Origin of the sequence: Escherichia sp. MOD1-EC6819 (assembly GCF_002965765.1) — a bacterium.
Classification (GTDB): Bacteria; Pseudomonadota; Gammaproteobacteria; order Enterobacterales; family Enterobacteriaceae; genus Escherichia; species Escherichia ruysiae.
The window spans coordinates 43,093-68,265 of the sequence record NZ_PTRG01000009.1 but is presented as its reverse complement, the minus strand read 5'-3'; the positions used below and the strand labels follow the sequence as shown (position 1 = coordinate 68,265).

The following is a 25,173-nucleotide window of genomic DNA, read 5'->3' as shown; positions in this document are numbered from 1 at the left end:
AGTGTCGGATAGTGCAGGGAAGTGCAAAGAATTTGTAAATGTTGGGGATGGGGGCGAAGAAACGCCCCCAATTTACCATTAAGCGATCGCGTTCTCTTCCAGTTCACGCATAAACTGGCGCACCCATTCGATTCGCGTTTTCCGCTCGCTCAAATCCTGAATAAACTTCAGGCGCGTCGGGCCATCAAGGCGGTAATGCTGCGGCTGTTTTTGCAGCAAACCAATCAGCCAGGCAGGATTCACGTGATTCTTCTCAGCAAATTCGATCACACCGCCTTTCTCGTTCCCTTCCAGCTTCCTGATCCCCAGCTTCTGCGCTTGCTGGCGCAGACGGGCAATATCCAGTAGGGTTCGCGCCGGATCCGGCAGCAGGCCGAAGCGATCGATAAGTTCGACTTTGATCTCTTCCAGCTCGCTTTCCGTTTTGGCGCTGGCAATACGTTTATAGAACGACAGACGGGTATTTACATCAGGAATGAAGTCATCCGGCAACAGCGACGGCATCCGCAGTTCGACTTCCGTTTGCTGGCTGGTGAGATCTTCGAGCGACGGCTCGCGTCCGGCTTTCAGTGCATCGACGGCATTTTCCAGCAACTCCATATAAAGCGAGAAACCGATAGTTTCCATCGAGCCACTTTGTTCTTCGCCGAGCAGTTCACCGGCGCCGCGAATCTCCAGATCGTGCGTTGCCAGCGCAAAGCCCGCGCCAAGGTCTTCCAGAGAAGCAATCGCTTCGAGACGTTTTTGCGCATCGGTAGTCATCGCTTTCGGGTGCGGCGTCAGCAGCCATGCATATGCCTGGTGATGCGAACGTCCGACGCGGCCGCGCAACTGGTGTAGTTGCGCCAGACCGAAGTGATCTGCGCGTTCAATAATAATGGTGTTGGCGGTAGGGATGTCGATCCCGGTTTCGATAATTGTGGTACAAACCAGCACGTTAAAACGCTGATGATGGAAATCATTCATCACCCGTTCCAGTTCGCGCTCACGCATCTGCCCGTGACCGATGGCGATCCGCGCTTCTGGCACCAGTTCTGCCAGCCGTTCGGCGGCTTTCTGGATGTTTTCCACATCATTGTAGAGATAATAAACCTGTCCCCCGCGCAGAATTTCACGCAGGACAGCCTCTCTGACCACCAGACTGTCGTACTCACGGACAAAGGTTTTAACTGCCAGACGACGGGCGGGCGGCGTGGCGATAATCGACAGATCGCGCATTCCGCTCATCGCCATATTCAGCGTTCGTGGGATCGGCGTTGCGGTAAGTGTCAGAATATCCACGTTCGCGCGCATCGCTTTAATGCGCTCTTTATGACGCACCCCGAAGCGGTGTTCTTCATCGACAATCAGCAGGCCTAAATCTTTAAACTTGACGTCACTTTGCAGCAGTTTGTGCGTACCGATCAGAATATCGATTTTCCCTTCCGCCACTTCCGTAAGGATTTGCGTCTGCTCTTTGGCGCTGCGGAAACGGGAGATCATTTCGATGCGTACCGGCCAGTTGGCGAAACGGTCGCGGAAGTTGTCGTAATGCTGCTGCGCGAGCAGAGTTGTTGGCACCAGCACCGCCACCTGCTTGTGGTTCTCTACCGCCAGGAAAGCGGCGCGCATCGCTACTTCTGTTTTACCAAAGCCAACATCGCCGCACACCAGACGATCCATTGCCAGCGGCTGACACATGTCGCTAAGCACCGCATTAATGGCCTGCGCCTGATCCGGCGTGGTTTCGAACGGGAAGCTGTCGCAGAACAATTGATATTGCTCACGATCGTGTTTAAACGCGAAACCCTCTTTGGCGGCGCGTTGAGCGTAGATATCCAGCAATTCCGCCGCCACATCACGCACTTTTTCTGCCGCTTTCTGCCGAGCGCGTGACCACGCATCGCCGCCAAGTTTATGCAGCGGGGCATTTTCTTCTGCACCACCCGCGTAACGGCTAATCAGATGCAGCGACGACACCGGAACATACAGTTTGGCGTCGTTGGCATAGGTGAGCATCAGATACTCGCCAGTAATGCCGCCAGCTTCCAGCGTGGTCATTCCGGCATAGCGCCCGACACCGTGCTCCAGATGCACCACCGGCTGACCAATATGCAGTTCCGCGAGGTTGCGGATCAGTGTATCGGGGTTGATGGCGCGGCGAGAATCCTGACGACGACGGGCAACGCGTTCACCGAGCAGATCGCTTTCGCAAATCAGTGCCAGATTACGCACCGTATCGACAAAACCATGTTCGGCAGCGCCAATCATCAGATAACGCCCACGGTCGCTGGCCTCATCGAGGCGCATAATGCGTTGCGGAGCAATTTTAATACGGGTGAGCAGTTCACCGAGTGCTTCACGGCGACCTTCACTTTCTACCGAGAACACCACCGGGCCGTCGAAAGATTCAAGAAATTTACGCAGCGCATCCAGCGGGGCTTTTTGCTGCGCCTGAACGGCAAGGTCTGGCAGTTTCTGAAAGCCTAAATTGGCATTCGCTGCTTTTGTCGGTAAATGTTCATTTTTTAGCTGTACACGCGGCCAGTTTTTCAGCTCTGAGAACAGTTCATCGACCCGCAGCCAGAGCGATTGTGGCGGCAGTAGTGGACGCATCGGATCGACGCCGCGATTCTCAAAACGCGCCAGCGTGTCAGCCTGGAAACGTTCGGCACTGTTTTCCAGATCGCCAGTATTCACCAGCAGTGTATTTGCAGGGAAATAACTGAACAGTGGCGGCAACGGTTCGCTGAAGAACAGCGGTTGCCAGTACTCGATCCCGGCAGGCAATGTGCCTTTGCTCACTTGTTGATAAATATGTTCTGGATCGCGTTTTACTTCGAAAGAATCACGCCACTGACTGCGGAACAGTTCAATTGCCGCTTTATCGGTCGGAAATTCGTGTGCGGGCAGTAGGTTGATGGCTTCAACTTCCTCCAGCGTGCGCTGGCTATCGACATCAAATACTCGCAGGCTGTCAATTTCATCATCAAAGAAATCAAGACGATAAGGCAGCTCACTCCCCATCGGGAAGAGATCCAACAACGCACCGCGCGTGGCGTATTCACCGTGCTCCATTACCTGATCAACATGGCGATAACCGGCGCTGTCCAGTTGGGTACGCAATGCATCTCGTGACAGGCGCTGACCTTTTTTCATCACCAGCGCATGACCGTGGAGAAAACTGTGCGGGCAAACGCGCTGCATAAGCGTATTTACCGGAACAATCAGTACACCACGCTGCATTGTTGGTAACTGGTAAAGGGTGGAAAGACGCGAGGAGATAATATCCTGATGAGGCGAAAAACTGTCGTAAGGGAGGGTTTCCCAGTCCGCCAGATTCATCACCATCTGGTCGGTGAACTGGCTGATTTCATCATGCAAACGCAGAGCATTTTGCATATCTGGTGCGATGAGCACCACCGGTCCGGCGTGACGTTCGGCAATTTCCGCTACCAGCGTCGCACAGGCAGCGCCGGTTAACTCGCCCAGCAGACGCTGTTCACCCGCTTTGACGGGCAGCGTATAACGATATTGTTCAGGCATAACGGTTGTCAGATTCTCGTTAGGATATGCCTCAACATATGGGGGCATATCTCTGATAAGCAATGCTGTTCATTATCCGGAATCGACATGGTTTAGCAAATTGAATCGCCCCGGCTGGGGCGATGGCTTAGCGAGAGTAACTGGTTGCAGGCAGAGAAGGCGGGGAGAACAACAGATCGCTGAATGCGCGTTGTGAAATTTTGCGTACCAACAAGCCAGCAACAGTACAAATCAACAAACTGACAAAGGGGTAAACCAGCAGGAGCGTCAGTTCGAGTTGCGGCGACCAGCGTGCTGTGTTCATTTGCGGAATCAGACTCAAGATGAATATCTCTACCAGAATGCGATGGGTGGTGTAGATGGCAATGGTGTTGGAACCAATCACATTCAGCAGGCTGGAGGAGCGCATACCGAAACGCTGCTCGTACTGATAAAACAGCTTCATGATCACCACAATCGATACCAGCGACAGGAGTAGCGACACGTTAAACAACCAGGCACTGACCGCCAGAACGGCCAGCAGCGAAGACATCAGCAGATGGCGGCGCAACGGTACTTCTTTAACACAGGTCATTAATGTTGCGCCAAACCAAGCGCCAAGGCTGTAATAAGGCAAATTGCGGATCACACTGTTCATTCCCCACCACGGCGTGGGAACGAAATTAACAGCCACACTCATCAGTACAAACAGGGCGAATAACGGCAGAGCCTGGCGATTAAAAATTTTACATATCACGAAATAGACAATTAAAGCGTACAGATACCACAAGCTGGTGCTGGCGGTGAGCATCCCGTGCAGGAACTCACCGGTGGAATCGGCATAAGCGGCATTGGAGGCATTGCTGTAATCGCGCTCAGGTGCCAGCCACTGATTCAGTGCGCTCAGCGCCAGCCACTGGACGATACCCCACAGCGCCAGCACCCAGAAGATGCTCCAGATCCGTTTATCGAGACAATTTCCCCACGGCACACTGTCGATATAGCGGCGAATCAAATAGCCGGAGATAAAGAAAAAGACCGGCATACGGAAGGGCGCAAGGTAAAGATTGAAATAGATCCAGCATTTACTCAGTACTTCCGATAACGGATGCTGAAAAGTGGTCAGATGCGGGTAAAAGGTGATTACCGAGTGATAAACCACCACCAGACAGATGCATAACCCTTTGATCTGGTTAATCCATAGTTCTTTTTGTTTCATCAGAAGAACACGCTCTTTTATTAATTTACCAACAACTGATCCTGCTGGTTATTAACCGAGGTGTAATGGGTATCTGTCTGTATTAGATGATTTTTCAGATTAAGATCAGGCTGCAAGCCTGCTGGTAAAATATGGCAATTTAGCCGATTGATTTATGGATGCTTTTCAGATTAGCCCTGATGATCACTTACAGTTCAGGCGTTTACCCATCCTGCTTTCGCTTATATACTCGTGTCTTTGCTAACAGCAACCAGACGGATTTCATGTACCAACCTGTCGCTCTATTTATTGGCCTGCGTTACATGCGTGGGCGTGCAGCGGATCGCTTCGGTCGTTTCGTCTCCTGGCTTTCTACCATCGGCATTACCCTCGGGGTGATGGCGCTGGTCACAGTATTGTCAGTGATGAACGGCTTTGAGCGCGAGCTGCAAAACAACATCCTTGGCCTGATGCCACAGGCGATCCTCTCTTCGGAGCAGGGCTCTCTTAACCCGCAGAAACTCCCGGAATCGGCAGTCAAACTGGACGGCGTAAATCGCGTCGCGCCTATCACTACTGGTGATGTGGTGCTGCAAAGCGCACGCAGCGTGGCGGTAGGCGTCATGCTAGGTATCGATCCGGCGCAAAAAGATCCGCTAACCCCGTATCTGGTCAATGTGAAGCAAGCCAACCTCGAGCCGGGGAAATATAATGTCATCCTCGGTGAACAGCTTGCCTCACAGTTAGGTGTCAATCGCGGCGACCAAATCCGCGTGATGGTGCCTTCCGCCAGCCAGTTCACGCCGATGGGGCGTATTCCAAGTCAGCGTCTGTTCAATGTGATTGGCACTTTTGCCGCCAACAGTGAAGTCGACGGCTATGAAATGCTGGTGAATATTGAGGATGCCTCGCGTCTGATGCGTTATCCGGCAGGTAATATCACCGGCTGGCGTCTGTGGCTGGATGAGCCGCTGAAAGTGGATTCGTTAAGCCAGCAAAAACTGCCAGAAGGCAGTAAATGGCAGGACTGGCGCGACCGTAAAGGTGAGCTGTTCCAGGCCGTGCGTATGGAAAAAAATATGATGGGCTTGCTGCTGAGCCTGATTGTCGCCGTTGCGGCGTTTAACATTATTACCTCGCTGGGGCTGATGGTGATGGAGAAGCAGGGCGAAGTGGCGATTTTGCAAACGCAAGGTTTAACTCCGCGACAAATCATGATGGTCTTTATGGTACAGGGTGCCAGCGCCGGAATTATTGGTGCGATCCTGGGCGCGGCGCTTGGTGCGCTGCTTGCCAGCCAGTTGAATAATCTGATGCCGATAATCGGCGTCCTGCTTGATGGCGCGGCGCTGCCGGTCGCTATCGAACCTTTACAGGTCATTATTATTGCGCTGGTGGCGATGGCTATCGCGCTGCTTTCTACGCTTTACCCTTCCTGGCGCGCTGCCGCCACTCAACCCGCTGAGGCTTTACGTTATGAATAAGATCCTGTTGCAATGCGACAACCTGTGCAAACGCTATCAGGAAGGCAGTGTGCAAACCGACGTGCTGCACAATGTCAGTTTCAGCGTGGGTGAAGGCGAAATGATGGCTATCGTCGGCAGCTCAGGTTCCGGTAAAAGTACCTTACTGCACCTGCTGGGCGGGCTGGATACGCCAACTTCCGGCGATGTGATTTTTAACGGTCAGCCGATGAGCAAACTGTCGTCGGCGGCAAAAGCAGAACTGCGCAACCAGAAGCTGGGCTTTATTTATCAGTTTCACCACCTGCTACCGGATTTTACCGCCCTGGAAAACGTAGCTATGCCGCTGCTGATTGGCAAGAAAAAGCCCGCTGAAATCAACAGTCGAGCGTTGGAAATGTTAAAAGCGGTGGGGCTGGAGCATCGCGCGAATCACCGTCCATCCGAACTTTCCGGCGGCGAACGTCAGCGTGTGGCGATTGCCCGTGCGCTGGTCAATAACCCGCGTCTGGTACTGGCAGATGAACCTACCGGTAACCTTGACGCACGTAACGCCGACAGCATCTTCCAGTTGCTTGGGGAGTTGAATCGCTTGCAGGGCACCGCCTTCCTGGTGGTTACTCACGATCTGCAACTGGCGAAACGTATGAGCCGCCAGTTAGAAATGCGTGATGGTCGTCTGACGGCGGAACTGAGCCTGATGGGGGCGGAGTAATGGCGATGCCTTTATCGTTATTAATTGGTCTGCGTTTTAGTCGCGGACGGCGGCGTGGCGGCATGGTGTCGCTGATCTCCGTCATTTCTACCATTGGCATTGCACTTGGCGTGGCGGTATTGATCGTCGGCTTAAGCGCGATGAACGGCTTTGAACGTGAACTGAATAACCGCATTCTGGCGGTAGTACCGCATGGCGAAATTGAAGCAGTGGATCAGCCGTGGACTAACTGGCAGGAAGCACTGGATAACGTGCAAAAAGTGCCAGGTATTGCCGCTGCTGCGCCGTATATCAATTTCACGGGGCTGGTGGAAAGCGGAGCAAATCTGCGCGCGCTTCAGGTTAAAGGGGTTGATCCGCAACAGGAACAGCGCCTAAGTGCGCTGCCCTCGTTTGTTCAGGGTGATGCCTGGAACAATTTTAAAGCCGGTGAGCAGCAGATTATTATCGGCAAAGGCGTAGCGGATGCGTTAAAAGTGAAGCAGGGCGATTGGGTGTCGATCATGATCCCAAATTCGAATCCCGAGCATAAACTGATGCAGCCAAAACGTGTGCGCTTGCAAATTGCCGGAATTTTGCAGCTGAGCGGTCAACTCGATCACAGTTTTGCCATGATCCCGCTGGCGGATGCCCAACAATATCTTGATATGGGTTCCAGTGTGTCAGGTATTGCCCTTAAAATGACGGATGTATTTAACGCCAACAAACTGGTGCGTGACGCGGGCGAAGTGACCAATAGCTATGTTTATATCAAGAGCTGGATCGGCACTTACGGCTATATGTATCGTGATATCCAGATGATCCGCGCCATTATGTATCTGGCGATGGTACTGGTGATTGGCGTGGCCTGTTTCAACATCGTCTCCACTTTAGTGATGGCGGTAAAAGACAAGAGTGGCGATATCGCAGTATTAAGAACGCTGGGCGCGAAAGACGGTTTAATTCGCGCCATTTTTGTCTGGTATGGATTACTGGCAGGGTTGTTCGGCAGCTTGTGTGGTGTGATTATCGGCGTAGTGGTTTCGCTGCAACTTACTCCGATCATCGAGTGGATTGAAAAGCTGATCGGTCATCAGTTCCTCTCCAGCGATATCTATTTTATTGACTTCCTGCCATCGGAATTGCACTGGCTGGATGTCTTCTACGTACTGGTCACAGCATTGTTGCTGAGTCTTTTGGCAAGTTGGTATCCGGCGCGGCGCGCCAGCAATATTGACCCTGCGCGAGTCCTTAGCGGCCAGTAAAGGCAGTACATTAAAACAAGGAGCGGCAATGTATTACGGGTTTGATATTGGTGGAACAAAAATTGCGCTTGGCGTATTTGATAGCAGTCGGCAGTTGCAGTGGGAAAAGCGGGTGCCGACACCGCGTAACAGCTATGACGCATTTTTAGATGCAGTGTGCGAGCTGGTCGTCGAAGCCGATCAGCGTTTTGGCTGTAAAGGTTCTGTCGGCATCGGTATTCCGGGAATGCCGGAAACAGAAGATGGCACGCTGTATGCCGCCAATGTCCCCGCTGCCAGCGGTAAACCGCTGCGTGCCGACCTGAGCGCACGTCTTGAGCGCGATGTGCGACTTGATAATGACGCGAACTGTTTTGCCCTTTCTGAAGCCTGGGATGATGAATTTACCCAATATCCGCTGGTGATGGGGTTAATTCTCGGCACCGGCGTTGGCGGTGGACTGGTGTTTAACGGTAAAGCGGTGACGGGTAAAAGCTATATTACCGGCGAGTTTGGTCATATGCGTCTGCCGGTCGATGCGTTAACCATGATGGGGCTTGATTTCCCATTACGCCGCTGCGGCTGTGGTCAGCATGGCTGCATTGAAAATTATCTGTCTGGTCGCGGTTTTGCGTGGCTGTATCAACACTATTATCATCAACCGTTGCAGGCTCCCGAAATTATTGCGCTTTATGATCAAGGCGATGAGCAGGCAAGGGCGCATGTTGAGCGTTATCTGGATCTATTAGCGGTTTGTCTGGGAAACATCCTGACCATTATTGACCCTGATCTGGTGGTCATTGGCGGTGGTTTATCCAATTTCCCGGCAATCACAACGCAACTGGCGGACAGGCTGCCTCGTCATCTCTTACCTGTAGCTCGTGTTCCGCGCATTGAACGCGCGCGCCACGGTGATGCAGGCGGAATGCGTGGAGCTGCCTTCCTACATCTAACCGATTAAACAACAGAGGTTGCTATGCTGTCGCGTCGGGGTCATCGGTTAAGTCGTTTTCGTAAAAATAAACGCCGCCTGCGCGAGCGTTTACGTCAGCGTATTTTTTTCAGAGATAAAGTGGTGTCGGAAGCAATGGAAAAACCAAGAGTACTCGTACTGACAGGGGCTGGTATTTCTGCGGAATCAGGTATTCGTACCTTTCGCGCCGCAGATGGCCTGTGGGAAGAACATCGTGTTGAAGATGTTGCGACGCCAGAGGGCTTTGATCGCGACCCTGAACTGGTGCAAGCGTTTTATAACGCTCGTCGCCGACAGTTACAGCAGCCAGAAATACAGCCTAACGCCGCGCATCTTGCGCTGGCTAAACTGCAAGATGCCCTCGGCGACCGCTTTTTGCTGGTGACGCAGAATATCGATAACCTGCATGAACGCGCAGGCAATACCAATGTGATTCATATGCATGGAGAATTGCTGAAAGTACGTTGTTCGCAAAGCGGGCAGGTTCTCGACTGGACTGGTGATGTTACGCCAGAAGATAAATGTCATTGCTGCCAGTTTCCGGCTCCGCTGCGCCCGCACGTGGTGTGGTTTGGCGAAATGCCGCTTGGCATGGATGAAATTTATATGGCACTGGCGATGGCGGATATTTTCATTGCCATTGGCACATCCGGGCATGTTTATCCGGCGGCCGGTTTTGTTCATGAAGCAAAATTGCATGGCGCGCACACCGTGGAACTCAATCTTGAGCCGAGCCAGGTTGGTAACGAATTTGCCGAGAAATATTACGGCCCGGCAAGCCTGGTGGTGCCAGAGTTTGTTGAAAAGTTGCTGAAGGGATTATAAATCAGGAGTAATAGCCTGATGCGCTACGCTTATCAGGCCTACGATAGGGCGCAATTAATTGAATTTGCGGGTTTTGTAGGCCTGATAAGGCGTTAACGCCGCATCCGGCATAATACACGCGCACTTTATCGGCCTCTTTTAACTTTTACTCGTATGAATTTTTTCATGGGCGGGACTTCCTGTTCCTGCGTGATTTTTTAGAGGAGGGGACCATGATTATTAGACCGATACCACCGAAAATAATGCCTGCTATGCCAACAAAGCCCCATTCAAAAAAATTAACCCAGGGATTGTTTATTTCGGCTTCTTCTGGATGCCCTGGCGGATAATAGACATTGACTTTGTCACCTTCGCTATCTTCATAAAAATCACTACCAATATTTGAATTAAAAATTAGCGTGTAATCTGGTGTAGGGCGAAAGGCAACCACTGGATACCAGGAACCATTATCACCGACGTCGTTTGAATGATTGTTGTACCAGACGGCATCAACAATGATTCCTTCTGTATGAACCGCGCTTTTGGTAAAAGTAAAATGGTAATAAAAGATAATTGCAGAAATAACGAGCAATATCAGACCGATACCGAGAAAAGCGCGGGATAACACTTTACTGTCCTGACTCATTAGCCACATCCTTGCTAAATAAAAAACGGGCGGTAATACCACCGCCCGTTTGCTGAATTAACGTCCTGCTTTCAGCTTCTGATAATACTCTTCATAAATGCTGCTGGCTGCGCCAACGTCATTCTGCCATTCACCATTTTTAATGGTTTCAGCATCCGGGTAGAGCGTTTTATCGTTCGCTACTTCCGGGCTTAACAGCTTACGCGCCGCAAGGTTTGGCGTTGGATAACCGATAGTTTCGGCAACCTGTTTTGCCACATCCGGGCGCAGCAGGAAGTTGATCAATTTCAGCGCGCCTTCTTTGTTTTTGGCATTTGCCGGGATCGCCAGGCTGTCCATCCAGAAAATGCCGCCTTCTTTCGGCCACACCACGTCAATTGGCGTACCCGCCTGGCGCGCAACGAAAGCAGAACCGTTCCAGATCATGCCGAGGTTAACTTCGCCTTCCATGTACGGGTTAGCCGGGTTATCGGAGTTAAACGCTGCGACGTTTGGCATCAGTTTTTTCAGCTCGTTATATGCAGCTTCAATCTCTTTCGGATCGGTGGTGTTACCGGAATAGCCCAGCTTACGCAGCGCCATCTGGAACACTTCACGGGCATCGTCGGTCAGCAGCAGGCTGCCTTTGTACTCAGGCTTCCACAGATCGGCCCAGCTGGTAACGGATTTCGGATCCACCGCATCACCGTTAACGCCAATCGCCGTCGCACCCCAGATATACGGAATGGAGTAGTCGTTATTCGGGTCAAAAGGCTTGTTGAGCATGTCTGGATCGAGATTGCTGAAGTTCGTTAACTTCGACTTGTCGATCTTCTGGATCATCCCTTCTTTACGCATTTTATCGACGTAATAGGTTGAAGGAACCACCAGGTCATAGGCACCGTCTTTGTACGTTTTCAGCTTGGCATACATGGTTTCGTTCGACTCGTAAGTCGAATAGATAACCTTAATACCGGTTTCTTTGGTGAACTGTTCAAGCAGTCCTGGCGGCACGTACTCGGTCCAGTTGTAGAAATACAGCGTGTTGTTGTCATCGGCGTGAGCGGCGCTCATGCCCAGTGCCAGAGCACCCGCCGCGAGCAGGTGGCGTGACCATTTTTTCATTTAACGTCCCCTGTGTTACCTTTCGTTTTATCACGAGCAATAAGCTGGCTGGCAATTACCATTACCAGCGACAGCACCAGTAATATGGTTGCCAGCGCGTTAACTTCCGGCGATACGCCGACTTTGACCATCGAATAAATTTTTAACGGCAGAATTTCATAGCTCGGTCCGGTGACAAACGACGAAACTACCACATCGTCCATCGACAGGGTAAAGCTTAGCACCCAGCCCGCAGCCACAGCTGGCATTGCCAGTGGCAAAATGATTTTCCGTAGAATGGTAAATTCGCTGGCGCCGAGATCTTTCGCCGCTTCCAGCATCCGCACATCAAAACCTTTCAGGCGCGAATACACTGTCACCACCACAAATGGCAGGCAGAAGGTGATATGCGAGAACAGCAGCGACCAGAAGCCAAGCTGAATACCCAGCAGCATAAACAGCACCAGCAGCGAAATCGCCATCACGATATCTGGTGACATCATCACCACAAACAGCATTCCGCTAACGAACGGCTTACCACGAAAGCGATAACGGTACAGTGCAACTGCCGTCAGTGAACCGATAAGCGTAGCAAACGTCGCCGAAAACACCGCCATTGTTAGTGAATGCTGCGCTGCCTGTAACAGGCTGTCGTTGTTCATCAGCAGGCTATACCATTTGGTGGTAAAACCCTGCCAGTTGATGCCAAAGCGCGAGCTGTTAAAGGAGTTCACAATCAAAATAATGATTGGGATATACAGGTACGCGTAGATAGCGGTCATAAAACCGCCGCGAAGCAGTCGACCGATCATTCGAGTTCCACCTTCTTATTCAGCAAACGAGAAGCGCGCCAGTAAACCAGCAACATCAGGCCCATTACGATAGTCAGCGTAATGCTGGTGGCGGCGCCAAACGGCCAGTCGCGAATATTAAGGAACTGAACCTTGATGACGTTACCGATCAGCAGGTTTTTCGCACCACCCATCAGGTCGGATACATAGAACAAGCCCATAGCTGGCAGCATCACCAGCAGACATCCGGCAATAATTCCCGGCATCGTCAGCGGAATAATAATACGGATAAAAGTCTGCAATTTGCTGGCACCGAGATCGCGCGCCGCTTCCAGTAAAGGTTTATCCAGTTTTTCAATACTGGAATAGAGTGGCATCACCATAAACGGCAGCAGAATGTAAACCAGACCGATAATCACCGCGCTGGGGGTGAACATGATGCGAATTGGGGTATCAATAACGCCCAGCCACAGCAGGAACTCGTTGAGATAGCCTTTGGTGCTGAGGAAAATTTTTAGCCCGTAGATACGAATCAGCGAGTTTGTCCAGAACGGAACAATCAGCAGAAACAGCAGCAGCGGTCGCACTTTATGCGGCAGTTTTGCCAGAAACCAGGCAAACGGGTAGCCCAGCACCAGGCAGGCGAGAGTGGCGATCAGCGCCATATTCAGTGAGTGCACGAGCACTTCAAAATAGAGCGGATCGAGCAGACGTGTGTAGTTATCCAGCGTAAAGACCATTTTGACGAAACTCGCGTCGTCGCGGGTCAAAAAGCTGGTGCCAATGATCATCAGGTTGGGCAGAAAGACAAACAACACAAGCCAACCGACGATAGTGACAATCACTACATTCTGGAACTTACTTGTGTTCTTCATCAGCCAGTACGACCTCCCAGCTTTCTACCCAATTAATGGCCATTTTCTGGTCGAGTGAGTGGTCAAAGTCAGGATCGTCTTCGTTGAAGAATTCGCTGACCATCACCATCTTGCCATTTTCCAGTTCGACAACCGACTCCAGCGTCATGCCTTTGTAGTTACGCTCGCGAACGTAACCAATCAGCCCTTCGACGTGGTTATCATCGTTGATTTCGTCAACGCGTAAGTCTTCCGGGCGTAACAGAACATGCAGTTTTTGCCCAGGTTCAACGGCGAAGTTAACGTAGATATTACACTCGCGGCCTTCAACGTTGGCGCGTACGCGTTGCTCGTCGAGACGTTCGATCACCGTGGCGTTAAACATATTGATTTCGCCAATGAATCCGGCAACAAACAGGTTTTTGGGTTCTTCGTAGATTTCACGTGGTGTGCCGTCTTGTTCAATGCGACCATCGCGCATCACCACAATCCGGTCAGACATAGTGAGTGCCTCTTCTTGGTCGTGGGTAACGAAGACGAAAGTAATGCCAAGTTTTCGCTGTAACGCTTTTAACTCGTTCTGCATCTGTTTGCGCAGTTTGTAATCCAGCGCGGAAAGCGATTCATCAAGCAACAACAGACGAGGCTTGTTAACCACTGCGCGGGCAATGGCCACGCGTTGCTGCTGACCGCCAGAGAGTTGATGCGGTTTGCGTTGAGCGAAGGTTTCCAGTTGTACCATCCGCAGGGCTTCCATCACGCGAGGCGTAATTTCAGCAGCGGGGGTTTTTTGCATACGCAACCCAAAGGCCACATTTTCGAATACGGTCATGTGGGGGAATAACGCGTAGCTTTGGAAAACGGTGTTCACATAGCGGTTTTCCGCCGGAACGTGGGTGATGTCCTCGTTATCCAGCATGATGCGCCCGGAATCAACAGTTTCCAGACCCGCAATCAGGCGAAGAACGGTTGTTTTACCGCAGCCAGAAGGGCCAAGCAGCGTGAGGAACTCGCCATTGTTGATAGTCAGATCAAGCTGGGGAATGACTTCTTTACCATCAAAGCATTTGCGAATTCCCGCCAATTGCACCAGCGGTGAAAGCGAACTCGGTTGTTTATTCAATTTTTTACTCTGTCCCATGTAAACGCAACGGATGGCTTACCGATGCGGGGTTTGTGGTTAACCACCTTGGTGACTCTTAATGAGGGCGGTAATTCTACGGCAAACCATCGGAATCGCCAATCCTTGTTGTGAATTACTGGCTTAGCTTTATATTGATTAAGGTAATGTTGATAAATATTCCCGCTTGCAGGGGTAAAAGTGACCTGACGCAATATTTGTCTTTTCTTGCTTCTTAATAATGTTGTCACGAAAAGTGAGGGTGACTACATGGATAAACTACTTGAGCGTTTTTTGAACTACGTGTCTCTGGATACCCAATCAAAAGCGGGAGTGAGACAGGTTCCCAGCACGGAAGGTCAGTGGAAGTTATTGCATTTGTTGAAAGATCAGCTCGAAGAGATGGGGCTTATCAATGTGACCTTAAGTGAGAAAGGAACGCTAATGGCGACGTTACCGGCTAACGTTCCTGGCGATATCCCGGCGATTGGTTTTATTTCTCATGTGGATACCTCTCCGGATTGCAGCGGTAAAAATGTAAATCCGCAAATTGTTGAAAACTATCGTGGTGGCGACATCGCGCTGGGTATTGGCGACGAAGTCTTGTCACCAGTGATGTTCCCGGTTCTGCATCAATTGCTGGGGCAGACGCTGATCACCACCGATGGCAAAACGCTATTGGGCGCTGACGATAAAGCCGGTATTGCGGAAATTATGACCGCGCTGGCGGTATTGCAGCAGAAAAACATTCCGCATGGCGATATTCGCGTCGCCTTTACGCCAGATGAAGAAGTGGGGAAAGGGGCGAAACACTTTGATGTTGATGCCTTTGATGCTCGTTGGGCTTACACCGTCGATGGTGGTGGCGTAGGCGAACTGGAGTTTGAAAACTTCAACGCCGCATCGGTGAATATCAAAATTGTCGGTAACAACGTTCACCCTGGCTCGGCAAAAGGCGTGATGGTTAACGCGCTATCGCTGGCTGCACGCATTCATGCAGAAGTTCCGGCGGATGAAAGCCCAGAAACTACCGAAGGTTATGAAGGTTTTTATCACCTGACGAGCATGAAAGGCACCGTTGAGCGCGCCGATATGCACTACATCATTCGTGATTTCGATCGTAAACAGTTTGAAGCGCGTAAACGTAAGATGATGGAGATTGCCAAGAAAGTGGGCAAAGGGCTGCACCCTGATTGCTACATTGAACTGGTGATTGAAGACAGTTACTACAACATGCGCGAGAAAATTGTGGATCATCCGCATATTCTCGATATCGCCCAGCAGGCGATGCGCGATTGTGATATTGAACCGGATCTGAAGCCGATCCGTGGCGGCACCGACGGCGCGCAGTTGTCGTTTATGGGATTACCGTGCCCGAACCTGTTCACTGGCGGTTACAACTATCATGGTAAACATGAGTTTGTGACCCTGGAAGGAATGGAAAAAGCGGTGCAGGTGATCGTGCGTATTGCCGAGTTAACGGCGCAACGGAAGTAAGCGAAAAGGGATGCGGCATGTGATGCCGCATCCGGCTTACATCCAAACTTACCCTTCGAAGAACCAATACCCGCTATTGACCAGCGCCGCGAGCATCGCGAGGAATGACGGATCTTCCAGCGCATCGCCAAAATTCTCGGCAGTCAGCACAATATTACTGGCGAGCGCATCCAGTGCCGGACGGTGCGGAGAATCGATCTTTTCACCATTGGCGTATACATCATCACCAATGCGCAATACGCGCAGACCACCCAGGCGCACCAGCACATCACCTTGTTTCAGCGCATCGTAGATTTCATCCGGCTGATAAGGCGGCTCTGGCGGCGCGATATCCAGTTCATGACGTGACTGGGAAATAAACTCGCCAAACCATTGCTTAAAGTGTTCCGGCTGGTTGATCAGTTCAAGCATCATCTCACGCAGTTTATCCATCTCTTGCGGCAGAACATCAGCCGGATGGGCGCGAGGAGGGATATCCGGATCGCTGTAATAATTACCGCCCAGCTCACGTTGCAGAACATAATCGGCAAAACCGCTGATCAGCTCCCGCGTATTGGGCGCACGAAAACCGACAGAGTAGTTCATCGCATTTTCCAGCGCGTAGCCTTCGTGCGGGAATCCCGGCGGAATATAAAGAATATCGCCAGGCTCCAGCTCTTCATCGATGATTGCTTCGAACGGATCGACCTGTAACAGATCCGGGTGCGGGCAGTGCTGTTTCATTTGCAGCTTTTCGCCCACTCGCCAGCGACGACGACCGGTTCCCTGGATAATAAACACATCGTATTGATCGAGATGCGGGCCGACGCCGCCGCCGGGTACGGAAAATGAGATCATCAGGTCGTCAATGCGCCAGTCCGGCAGTTCACGAAACGGACGCATCAGCGCGGCGGTTGGTTCATGCCAGTGATTTACTGCCTGCACCAGCAATGACCAGTTGGTCTCACCGAGATGATCGTAGCTTTCGAATGGACCGTGGCTGACCTGCCATTTACCATCCTGGTGACTGACCAGCCGACTGTCGACTTCGCTTTCCATCGCCAGACCCGCTAACTCGTCTGGAGAGATTGGGTCAATAAAATTATTAAAGCCGCGTTTTAACACTACCGGACGTTTCTGCCAGTGGCGTTCAAGAAAATCGGGCCAGTTAAGGGTAAGTTGGTATTCCATGTTAAGCATCCACAGGCTGGTATCTGCAACCGATTATAACGGATGCTTAACGTAATGCGTGAAGAAAGGGCATATTTATTCACTCTTTGGCGAAGAATGCTGGCGACCAAAAATCACTTCCATTCTTGCACCGCCGAGCATACTCTCTCCGGCGATGATTTTTCCGTCGTATTGCTCGGTAATTTCACGTGCGACTGCCAGACCGACACCTTGTCCTGGGCGCAAAGTGTCAACACGTTGACCACGGTCGAAGACCACTTCACGCTTGCTTTTCGGGATACCGGGGCCATCATCCTCGACCACAATATAGAGATGATCATCGGTTTGTCTGGCTGAAATTTCGACAAACTCAAGACAGTATTTACAGGCGTTATCCAGTACGTTGCCCATCACTTCGACAAAATCATTCTGCTCACCCACAAAGCTGATTTCTGGCGAGATATCGAGGGAAATATTAACCCCTTTACGCTGATAAACTTTGTTCAGCGCCGAGGTGAGATTGTCCAGCAGTGGGGCGACAGGATGCAATTCGCGGCTAAGTAATGTTCCACCGCGCATACTGGCGCGATGCAGGTAGTAGCCAATTTGTTGCGAGATGCGGCTGATTTGTTCCAGCATTACCGGCTCTGCTTCGCTGACGCTCATCTTCTCACTACGCATGGAACGTAGCGTACTTTGCAGCACCGCCAGCGGTGTTTTCAGACTGTGCGTCAGGTCGGTGAGCGTAGTGCGGTATTTGTCGTAACGTTCACGCTCACTTTTTAACAGTCGGTTCAGGTTACGTACCAGGCTGGTAAGTTCCCTCGTGGTGGTAGGGTTGAGTAGTTCCCGGTTGTGCTCTTCCAGTTCGCGGACTTCTTTTGCCAGGGCTTCGATAGGGCGTAAACTCCACCAGGCGGCGACCCATAACAGAGGGATCACTAACAGCAGGTTGGCTGAGAGCACATAGACAAACCAGCTCCACACCATATAGGAACTTTTAAGCTCTACAGGGATGGTATCAACCACCACAATGGTTAACTTCGGCATCTGCGACGTTGCCGGATAGATGTTTACTGCCACCGAGTGAGTCATCTCAGCGTCGTCGTCATCCTCCCGTACTTCCTGCAACTGTTGCTGTATAGAATGATCTTCACTCAGCAAGATGCTGGTATCGTTAACATCCGCTTCTATTTCATGGAAGCCATTAGATTTCAGCCAGTCAGGCTGGATCATTTTCATCAACCAGGGAACGTCACGCTGCGCCCATAAAAGTTGCCCGTTCTCATCATAGATCAGTGTCATAGTAGGGCTTTGCTTGTCGATATTTTCTGGCAATTCGACATGCAATTTGTTGTTTTCCCACTTCGCGAGGGTATAGAACAGGTTGCTCTCACCACGTAACAGCCGAAACGTGGTTTTATCGAAACTGACGCTATAACCGATCAGCGCGACCATCCCGTAGGCAAGCGAAAGCACCAGCACTACCGCTGCCGTTGCCAACAGAAAACGAACCCGTAGCGAGAGTGGGGAAAAAATACGCAGTAATTTTTTCATCAGCGCAATTCGAACAGATAGCCCTGGCCGCGAACGGTGGTAATCACTTCTTGCGGATATTGCGTCTGAATTTTCTTACGCAGTCGGCCCATTAATACATCAATGGTATGGCTTTCCCGCAATTCGGCATCCGGATAGAGCTGTAACATCAGCGAATCTTTGCTGACCACTTTGCCGTTATTACGGATTAGCGTTTCCATAATGGTGTATTCAAACGCGGTCAGTTTGATCACTTCGTCGTTAATGGATAATTCACGGCGGGAGAGATCAACCTGAAACGGTGGCAGCGAAATAACCTGTGAAGCCAGACCGCTATTACGCCGCATCAACGCCTGCATACGCGCCATCACCTCTTCAATATGAAACGGTTTGGTCACGTAATCATCAGCACCGGCACTTAAGACTTCGACTTTGTCCTGCCAGCTTTCACGGGCGGTTAATACCAGAATCGGTAGTGAAACATCATTGCTACGCCAGCGGCGGATCAGCGACAGGCCATCTTCATCAGGCAAGCCAAGATCGACAATGGCAATATCCGGTAAATGTTCATTGAGATAATAATCTGCTTCTTTGGCATCTTCTGCGTCATCGACCTGATGACCAGCGTCCTGAATCTGAACTTTAAGATGGTGACGTAACAACGCATTGTCTTCGACAACCAGTACGCGCATTTTTATTCTCCCTGTCTTAATTATTAAAATAGTGTAACGCGATTATGTGTTTATGGGAGTAAACATTAATTAAACCAGCGGGTAGGGGAGGTAATACAGGAAAAGATTAGCTTAAGAAGCAGGCCGGACAGCATCGCCATCCGGCCTTGACAGGGGATTATTTCAGCTCATCAACCATCGTGATGGCACGACCAATATAATTAGCCGGCGTCATCGCTTTCAGGCGCGCTTTCTCTTCTTCTGGCAGCGCCAGACCGTCGATAAATTGCTTCATGCCTTCGGCGTCAACGCGCTTACCGCGAGTCAGCTCTTTCAGCTTTTCATACGGTTTTTCAATGCCATAGCGACGCATGACTGTCTGGATCGGCTCAGCCAGCACTTCCCAGTTGTGATCCAGTTCATCCAGCAGATGGTCACGGTTCACTTCCAGTTTGCTCACGCCTTTCAGGGTAGACTGGTAAGCAATCAGTGCATAACCAATACCCACGCCGAGGTTACGCAGCACGGTGGAGTCGGTCAAGTCACGCTGCCAGCGGGAAACCGGCAGTTTGCTGGCCAGGTGCTGCAACACTGCGTTGGAAAGCCCCAGGTTCCCTTCGGAGTTTTCGAAGTCGATCGGGTTAACCTTATGCGGCATGGTGGAAGAACCAATCTCACCAGCAATGGTTTTCTGTTTGAAGTGGTTAAGAGCGATATAACCCCAGACGTCACGGTCAAAGTCGATCAGAATAGTGTTAAAGCGCGCAACGCAATCAAACAGCTCGGCAATGTAGTCGTGCGGTTCGATCTGGGTAGTGTACGGGTTCCACTGAATACCCAGCGAGGTGACGAACTCTTCGCTAAACTGATGCCAGTCAACTTCCGGGTAAGCGGCAATGTGGGCGTTATAGTTACCGACCGCGCCGTTGATTTTGCCGAGGATCTCCACCTGGTTAAGTTGGCGGTACTGGCGTTCCATACGGTAGGCAACGTTAGCCATCTCTTTCCCGATGGTTGACGGCGTGGCTGGCTGACCGTGGGTACGGGACAGCAGCGGAATATCGCGGTACTGAATAGCGAGATCTTTAATACCGTCAATCAGTTGACGCCAGTATGGCAGGATCACTTCATCACGCGCGGTTTTCAGCATCAACGCGTGGGAGAGGTTATTGATATCTTCCGAAGTACAGGCAAAGTGAATGAATTCAGATACCGCGTGCAGTTCCGGGATATCTGCCACTTTTTCTTTCAGGAAATACTCAACCGCTTTAACGTCGTGGTTAGTGGTACGCTCGATGGTTTTGATGCGTGCAGCATCTTCTTCGCTGAAATTAGCGACGATTGCATCAAGGTAACCGATTGCGTCGGCAGCAAAAGCAGGAACTTCCTTGATCGCTGCGTGCGCGGCTAGTTTTTGCAGCCAACGTACTTCAACTTGTACACGGAATTTCAGCAAACCATATTCGCTGAAAATCCCGCGCAGCGCGCTGACTTTATCGCCGTAGCGTCCATCGACAGGGGAAACGGCGGTCAGTGAGGATAATTCCATAGATCACAACTCCGGGGTTAAATGAGCAAGAATTTGTTTTGCCTGAGTGGTCAGGCGATTACGAGAAAACATCAGTTGCAGACGTCCACCGCCGACCTGGTGCCAGAGCACGGCGGCGCGAATGCCTGCCAGCAGGGTTGCGCGAACTTTCGCCTGCACCTGCGGGCTTTGCAGTACAGCAGGGGAACCGGTGACCTGAATGCGCGGGCCAAGCGGGCTGATAACATCAACATAGATGGCGGCCATCGCGCTCATCAGCGTTTCGGACTGTAAATCGAAGTGTTCGAGCTGGCGTTGCAGGCCGTTGATCCGGTTGCCCAGAGTGTCGAGCGCACCTTTGGCAGATGAAAGTTTACGCTCAAGCACCATCAGGCTAAGGGTGTAGCGGGTTAACTCAGCGTTCAAACCCTGACGGCTGCTGGCATTGAGCACGCCGAGCAGGGTTTCCAGCCCGACGCGCAGGTTGGCTTCGCTACCGCCAAAAACCGCCAGCGTGGAGCTGGGGTTCATATCAATAATACTGTTGAGTGAAACGTGTAGCGCATCGGCATCACAATGCCCCTGGTGAGCGAGTTGTTGCACCAGGCGAGCCGACTGACAAATACCGGCCAGGGCGAGGGTGATGTCATAGTAATTCTTTGCCACGTTCACTGCTTCCTTGTTTTAAGTAAAGATAATAATCAGACCGGCAGCGGCAGACGCTGCTCAATAATACCGCCACCGAGGCACACTTCACCGTTGTAGAAGACGGCAGACTGACCCGGAGTCACTGCGGCAACGGGTTCATCGAAAATCACTTCAATGCGATCATCGTCCAGCGCCTTGACGGTGCAGGGGATATCGGTCTGGCGATAGCGGGTTTTTACCGTATAACGCATAGTGCCGGTGAACGGTTCACGATCGACCCAGTGCAACTGCTGGGCAATCAACCCAACAGACATCAGACGTGGATGCTCATGACCCTGCGCGACAACCAGAATGTTATTCTCGACGTCTTTATCGACGACGTACCACGGTTCTTCGGTGCCATCTTTAGTGCCACCGATACCCAGACCTTTACGCTGACCGAGGGTGTGATACATCAGCCCCTGGTGTTCGCCAATTTCATCGCCATCAACGGTAATGATTTTGCCCGGTTGCGCCGGGAGATAACGCCCCAGGAACTCGCGGAATTTACGTTCGCCAATAAAGCAAATGCCGGTAGAGTCTTTTTTCTTCGCGGTAACCAGACCGAGATCTTCAGCAATCTTACGCACCTGCGGTTTTTCCAGTTCGCCGACCGGGAACAGGCTTTGCGCAATCTGCTCATGGCTAAGCGTGTAAAGGAAGTAGCTCTGGTCTTTGTTGCTGTCCAGACCACGCAGCAAGCGGCTCTTGCCATCGACATCTGCGCGACGAACGTAATGACCGGTAGCGATATAATCGGCACCTAAATCTTCGGCGGCAAATTCGAGGAAGGCTTTAAATTTGATCTCTTTGTTGCACAGAATATCCGGATTCGGCGTGCGACCGGCTTTATATTCGGCAAGAAACAGTTCGAAGACGTTGTCCCAGTATTCAGCAGCAAAGTTGACGGTGTGCAGTTCAATGCCGAGCTTGTCGCAGACAGCCTGGGCATCAGCCAGATCCGCTGCCGCCGTGCAATATTCCTCACCGTCGTCTTCTTCCCAGTTCTTCATAAACAGGCCTTCGACCTGATATCCCTGTTGTTGCAACAGCCAGGCAGAAACGGAGGAATCGACACCGCCGGACATGCCGACGATTACTTTTTTTGCGGTTTCAGACATTGGATCACTCACGACATTGAACTTCAAGGCGGCGTATTCTATCACGCAGCCTTTTAGATGACACCCTTTGTAAAAGGCCAGTTAAAATCGCCAATCATCTCCAGCGGATAGCGTTGCCCGCTTTGATAACAACGAATACTTTCCGCCACCAGCGGCGAACGAAGATTTGACGCCTGTAAAATTTCTTCGGCGCTGACCCAACGGCAGCAGTCGATATCGCTGTCATGAGGCTGGGTCGGGCATATTTGCTCAAGTTCAATGGCAAAGAGGAAACGCAAAAACGGCGTTTTATCTGGCGCAATCCACTGATGCATACGGATGAAATGTTGCGGTTTCGCGCTGATGCCCGTCTCTTCCCACAGCTCACGCGCGGCGGCTTCCACTAAGGTTTCATCTGCTTCCAGATGCCCGGCAGGTTGGTTCCATAACGCTTTACCATTAATCGTCTCTTCAACGACTAAAAATTTGCCTTCTGCGTGCACCACGCAGGCAACGGTAACGTGCGGTTTAAACATTGTGCTTCCTTATTCTGTGGTTTCTCGCCATTCGCCATTAGCAAGATTATCCAGCGTGTAACTCCCCATCGCATAGCGAATCAGTCGCAGTGTGGGGAAACCAACATGGGCGGTCATGCGGCGTACCTGGCGATTACGTCCTTCATATAAGGTGATCTTCAGCCAGCTGGTGGGAATACTTTTTCGTTCACGAATTGGCGGATTACGCGGCCATAACCACTCCGGTTCTTCAGCCAATTCCACGCCAGCGGGCAGGGTAGGGCCATCATTTAAGGTTACGCCATTGCGCAAGGCTTCAAGAGCGTCTTCCGTAGGAATGCCTTCCACCTGCACATAATAGATTTTCCCGGTGCGTTTGCCCGGCTGGGTTAAACGCGCCTGTAACGCGCCATTATTAGTCAGCACCAGTAACCCTTCGCTATCGCGGTCGAGACGACCAGCCGCATAAACGCCCTGAACCGGGATGAATTCTTTTAATGTTTTACGCCCTGCTTCATCGGTGAACTGCGGAAGAACATCATAGGGTTTATTGAACAGGATCACGCGCGTGGGCTGGTTTTCAGGTTTTCGCCTGGTAGAACGTTGCGAGCTGAATCGCTTAACCTGGTGATTTCTAAAAGAAGTTTTTTGCATGGTATTTTCAGAGATTATGAATTGCCGCATTATAGCCTAATAACGCGCATCTTTCATGACGGCAAACAATAGGGTAGTATTGACAAGCCAATTACAAATCATTAACAAAAAATTGCTCTAAAGCATCCGTATCGCAGGACGCAAACGCATATGCAACGTGGTGGCAGACGAGCAAACCAGTAGCGCTCGAAGGAGAGGTGAATGGAAAGTAAAGTAGTTGTTCCGGCACAAGGCAAGAAGATCACCCTGCAAAACGGCAAACTCAACGTTCCTGAAAATCCGATTATCCCTTACATCGAAGGTGATGGAATCGGTGTAGATGTAACCCCAGCCATGCTGAAAGTGGTCGACGCCGCAGTCGAGAAAGCCTATAAAGGCGAGCGTAAAATCTCCTGGATGGAAATTTACACCGGTGAAAAATCCACACAGGTTTATGGTCAGGACGTCTGGTTGCCTGCTGAAACCCTTGATCTGATTCGTGAATATCGCGTTGCCATTAAAGGCCCGCTGACCACTCCGGTTGGTGGCGGTATTCGCTCTCTGAACGTAGCCCTGCGCCAGGAACTGGATCTCTACATCTGCCTGCGTCCGGTACGTTACTATCAGGGCACTCCAAGCCCGGTTAAACACCCTGAACTGACCGATATGGTTATCTTCCGTGAAAACTCGGAAGACATTTATGCGGGTATCGAATGGAAAGCTGACTCTGCCGACGCTGAGAAAGTGATTAAATTCCTGCGTGAAGAGATGGGCGTGAAGAAAATCCGCTTCCCGGAACATTGCGGTATCGGCATTAAGCCGTGTTCTGAAGAAGGCACCAAACGTCTGGTTCGTGCCGCGATCGAATACGCAATTGCTAACGATCGTGACTCTGTGACCCTGGTGCACAAAGGCAACATCATGAAGTTCACCGAAGGCGCGTTTAAAGACTGGGGCTACCAGCTGGCGCGTGAAGAATTTGGCGGTGAACTGATCGACGGCGGCCCGTGGCTGAAAGTTAAAAACCCGAATACCGGCAAAGAGATCGTCATTAAAGACGTGATTGCTGATGCATTCCTGCAACAGATCCTGCTGCGTCCGGCTGAATATGATGTTATCGCCTGTATGAACCTGAACGGTGACTACATTTCTGACGCCCTGGCAGCGCAGGTTGGCGGTATTGGTATCGCCCCTGGCGCAAACATCGGTGACGAATGTGCCCTGTTTGAAGCCACCCACGGTACTGCGCCGAAATATGCCGGTCAGGACAAAGTTAACCCGGGCTCTATCATCCTCTCCGCTGAGATGATGCTGCGCCATATGGGTTGGACTGAAGCCGCAGACCTGATTGTTAAAGGTATGGAAGGCGCAATCAACGCCAAGACCGTAACCTATGACTTCGAACGTCTGATGGAAGGCGCTAAACTGTTGAAATGTTCAGAGTTTGGTGACGCGATCATCAAGAACATGTAATCTCTACATG

At 51.3% G+C, this 25,173-nt stretch carries 22 protein-coding genes; 7 read left to right on the top strand and 15 right to left on the bottom strand.

Going from position 1 to position 25,173, the window contains the following annotated elements:
• Window positions 1-78: 78 nt before the first annotated feature.
• Window positions 79-3,525: a transcription-repair coupling factor gene (gene mfd / locus A7Z06_RS14190; protein ID WP_010345572.1), complete on the bottom strand. Its 3,447-nt coding sequence runs from the start codon at window positions 3,523-3,525 to the stop codon at window positions 79-81.
• Window positions 3,526-3,652: 127 nt separating this feature from the next.
• Window positions 3,653-4,723 (bottom strand): acyltransferase family protein, encoded by a 1,071-nt coding sequence (locus A7Z06_RS14185; RefSeq protein WP_105279470.1) that lies wholly within the window; start codon window positions 4,721-4,723, stop codon window positions 3,653-3,655.
• Between the two features lie 263 nt (window positions 4,724-4,986).
• Between A7Z06_RS14185 and lolC the strand changes: the two genes are divergently transcribed.
• The 5 genes from lolC to cobB are packed head-to-tail and all read left to right on the top strand — an operon-like array spanning window position 4,987 to window position 9,901.
• Window positions 4,987-6,186, top strand: coding sequence for a lipoprotein-releasing ABC transporter permease subunit LolC (gene lolC / locus A7Z06_RS14180; protein ID WP_000284716.1), 1,200 nt, complete (start codon window positions 4,987-4,989; stop codon window positions 6,184-6,186).
• Window positions 6,179-6,880 (top strand): lipoprotein-releasing ABC transporter ATP-binding protein LolD, encoded by a 702-nt coding sequence (gene lolD / locus A7Z06_RS14175; RefSeq protein ID WP_001033695.1) that lies wholly within the window; start codon window positions 6,179-6,181, stop codon window positions 6,878-6,880. The genes lolC and lolD overlap by 8 nt, the downstream gene beginning before the upstream one ends.
• Window positions 6,880-8,124 (top strand): lipoprotein-releasing ABC transporter permease subunit LolE, encoded by a 1,245-nt coding sequence (lolE, locus tag A7Z06_RS14170; RefSeq protein ID WP_001251371.1) that lies wholly within the window; start codon window positions 6,880-6,882, stop codon window positions 8,122-8,124. Before lolD ends, lolE begins: the two co-directional genes overlap by 1 nt.
• A 28-nt stretch (window positions 8,125-8,152) precedes the next feature.
• Window positions 8,153-9,064 (top strand): N-acetylglucosamine kinase, encoded by a 912-nt coding sequence (gene nagK, locus A7Z06_RS14165; protein WP_000291315.1) that lies wholly within the window; start codon window positions 8,153-8,155, stop codon window positions 9,062-9,064.
• A gap of 15 nt (window positions 9,065-9,079) precedes the next feature.
• Window positions 9,080-9,901: a Sir2 family NAD+-dependent deacetylase gene (gene cobB / locus A7Z06_RS14160; RefSeq protein ID WP_000952752.1), complete on the top strand. Its 822-nt coding sequence runs from the start codon at window positions 9,080-9,082 to the stop codon at window positions 9,899-9,901.
• Window positions 9,902-10,064: 163 nt separating this feature from the next.
• Here the strand turns inward: cobB and A7Z06_RS14155 are convergent, their stop codons facing one another.
• Genes A7Z06_RS14155 through potA form a run of 5 tightly spaced genes read right to left on the bottom strand, consistent with a single transcriptional unit; the run spans window position 10,065 to window position 14,395 of the window.
• Complete coding sequence (locus tag A7Z06_RS14155) at window positions 10,065-10,526, bottom strand: DUF3592 domain-containing protein (RefSeq protein ID WP_010345565.1); 462 nt, start codon at window positions 10,524-10,526, stop codon at window positions 10,065-10,067.
• 57 nt (window positions 10,527-10,583) lie between these two features.
• Window positions 10,584-11,630 carry a spermidine/putrescine ABC transporter substrate-binding protein PotD gene (gene potD, locus A7Z06_RS14150; protein ID WP_000759317.1) on the bottom strand — a complete coding sequence of 349 codons (1,047 nt, stop codon included), beginning with the start codon at window positions 11,628-11,630 and terminating at the stop codon, window positions 10,584-10,586.
• Entirely contained in the window at window positions 11,627-12,421 is a 795-nt protein-coding gene (potC, locus tag A7Z06_RS14145; RefSeq protein WP_000580316.1) for a spermidine/putrescine ABC transporter permease PotC, read from the bottom strand. The genes potD and potC overlap by 4 nt, the downstream gene beginning before the upstream one ends.
• Window positions 12,418-13,275 carry a spermidine/putrescine ABC transporter permease PotB gene (potB, locus tag A7Z06_RS14140; protein WP_000799415.1) on the bottom strand — a complete coding sequence of 286 codons (858 nt, stop codon included), beginning with the start codon at window positions 13,273-13,275 and terminating at the stop codon, window positions 12,418-12,420. Before potB ends, potC begins: the two co-directional genes overlap by 4 nt.
• Window positions 13,259-14,395: a spermidine/putrescine ABC transporter ATP-binding protein PotA gene (gene potA, locus A7Z06_RS14135; RefSeq protein ID WP_000531593.1), complete on the bottom strand. Its 1,137-nt coding sequence runs from the start codon at window positions 14,393-14,395 to the stop codon at window positions 13,259-13,261. The genes potB and potA overlap by 17 nt, the downstream gene beginning before the upstream one ends.
• A 249-nt stretch (window positions 14,396-14,644) precedes the next feature.
• On the opposite strand from potA, the gene pepT reads away from it, so the two are divergent.
• Window positions 14,645-15,871, top strand: coding sequence for a peptidase T (gene pepT / locus A7Z06_RS14125; protein ID WP_000359429.1), 1,227 nt, complete (start codon window positions 14,645-14,647; stop codon window positions 15,869-15,871).
• Window positions 15,872-15,919: 48 nt separating this feature from the next.
• On the opposite strand, the gene roxA is transcribed toward pepT, so the two are convergent.
• From roxA to rluE, 8 genes are all read right to left on the bottom strand, one after another.
• A complete protein-coding gene (roxA, locus tag A7Z06_RS14120; RefSeq protein ID WP_000456504.1) occupies window positions 15,920-17,041 on the bottom strand; it encodes a [50S ribosomal protein L16]-arginine 3-hydroxylase in 1,122 nt (373 codons plus the stop codon).
• Window positions 17,042-17,116: 75 nt separating this feature from the next.
• Window positions 17,117-18,577 (bottom strand): two-component system sensor histidine kinase PhoQ, encoded by a 1,461-nt coding sequence (gene phoQ, locus A7Z06_RS14115; protein ID WP_000735366.1) that lies wholly within the window; start codon window positions 18,575-18,577, stop codon window positions 17,117-17,119.
• Window positions 18,577-19,248, bottom strand: a complete 672-nt coding sequence (phoP, locus tag A7Z06_RS14110; RefSeq protein ID WP_001265482.1) for a two-component system response regulator PhoP — start codon at window positions 19,246-19,248, stop codon at window positions 18,577-18,579. Before phoP ends, phoQ begins: the two co-directional genes overlap by 1 nt.
• A 157-nt stretch (window positions 19,249-19,405) precedes the next feature.
• Entirely contained in the window at window positions 19,406-20,776 is a 1,371-nt protein-coding gene (gene purB / locus A7Z06_RS14105) for an adenylosuccinate lyase (RefSeq protein ID WP_000423715.1), read from the bottom strand.
• Window positions 20,777-20,779: 3 nt separating this feature from the next.
• Window positions 20,780-21,421 (bottom strand): high frequency lysogenization protein HflD, encoded by a 642-nt coding sequence (hflD, locus tag A7Z06_RS14100; protein WP_001297479.1) that lies wholly within the window; start codon window positions 21,419-21,421, stop codon window positions 20,780-20,782.
• 35 nt (window positions 21,422-21,456) lie between these two features.
• A complete protein-coding gene (mnmA, locus tag A7Z06_RS14095) occupies window positions 21,457-22,563 on the bottom strand; it encodes a tRNA 2-thiouridine(34) synthase MnmA (protein WP_105279469.1) in 1,107 nt (368 codons plus the stop codon).
• 53 nt (window positions 22,564-22,616) lie between these two features.
• Window positions 22,617-23,078, bottom strand: coding sequence for a phosphatase NudJ (gene nudJ / locus A7Z06_RS14090; RefSeq protein WP_000476081.1), 462 nt, complete (start codon window positions 23,076-23,078; stop codon window positions 22,617-22,619).
• Window positions 23,079-23,087: 9 nt separating this feature from the next.
• On the bottom strand, window positions 23,088-23,741 hold the full coding sequence (gene rluE, locus A7Z06_RS14085) for a 23S rRNA pseudouridine(2457) synthase RluE (protein ID WP_001248687.1): 654 nt from the start codon (window positions 23,739-23,741) through the stop codon (window positions 23,088-23,090).
• A 171-nt stretch (window positions 23,742-23,912) separates the two neighbouring features.
• Between rluE and icd the strand changes: the two genes are divergently transcribed.
• Window positions 23,913-25,163 carry an NADP-dependent isocitrate dehydrogenase gene (gene icd, locus A7Z06_RS14080; protein ID WP_000444487.1) on the top strand — a complete coding sequence of 417 codons (1,251 nt, stop codon included), beginning with the start codon at window positions 23,913-23,915 and terminating at the stop codon, window positions 25,161-25,163.
• The last annotated feature ends 10 nt before the right edge of the window (window positions 25,164-25,173 follow it).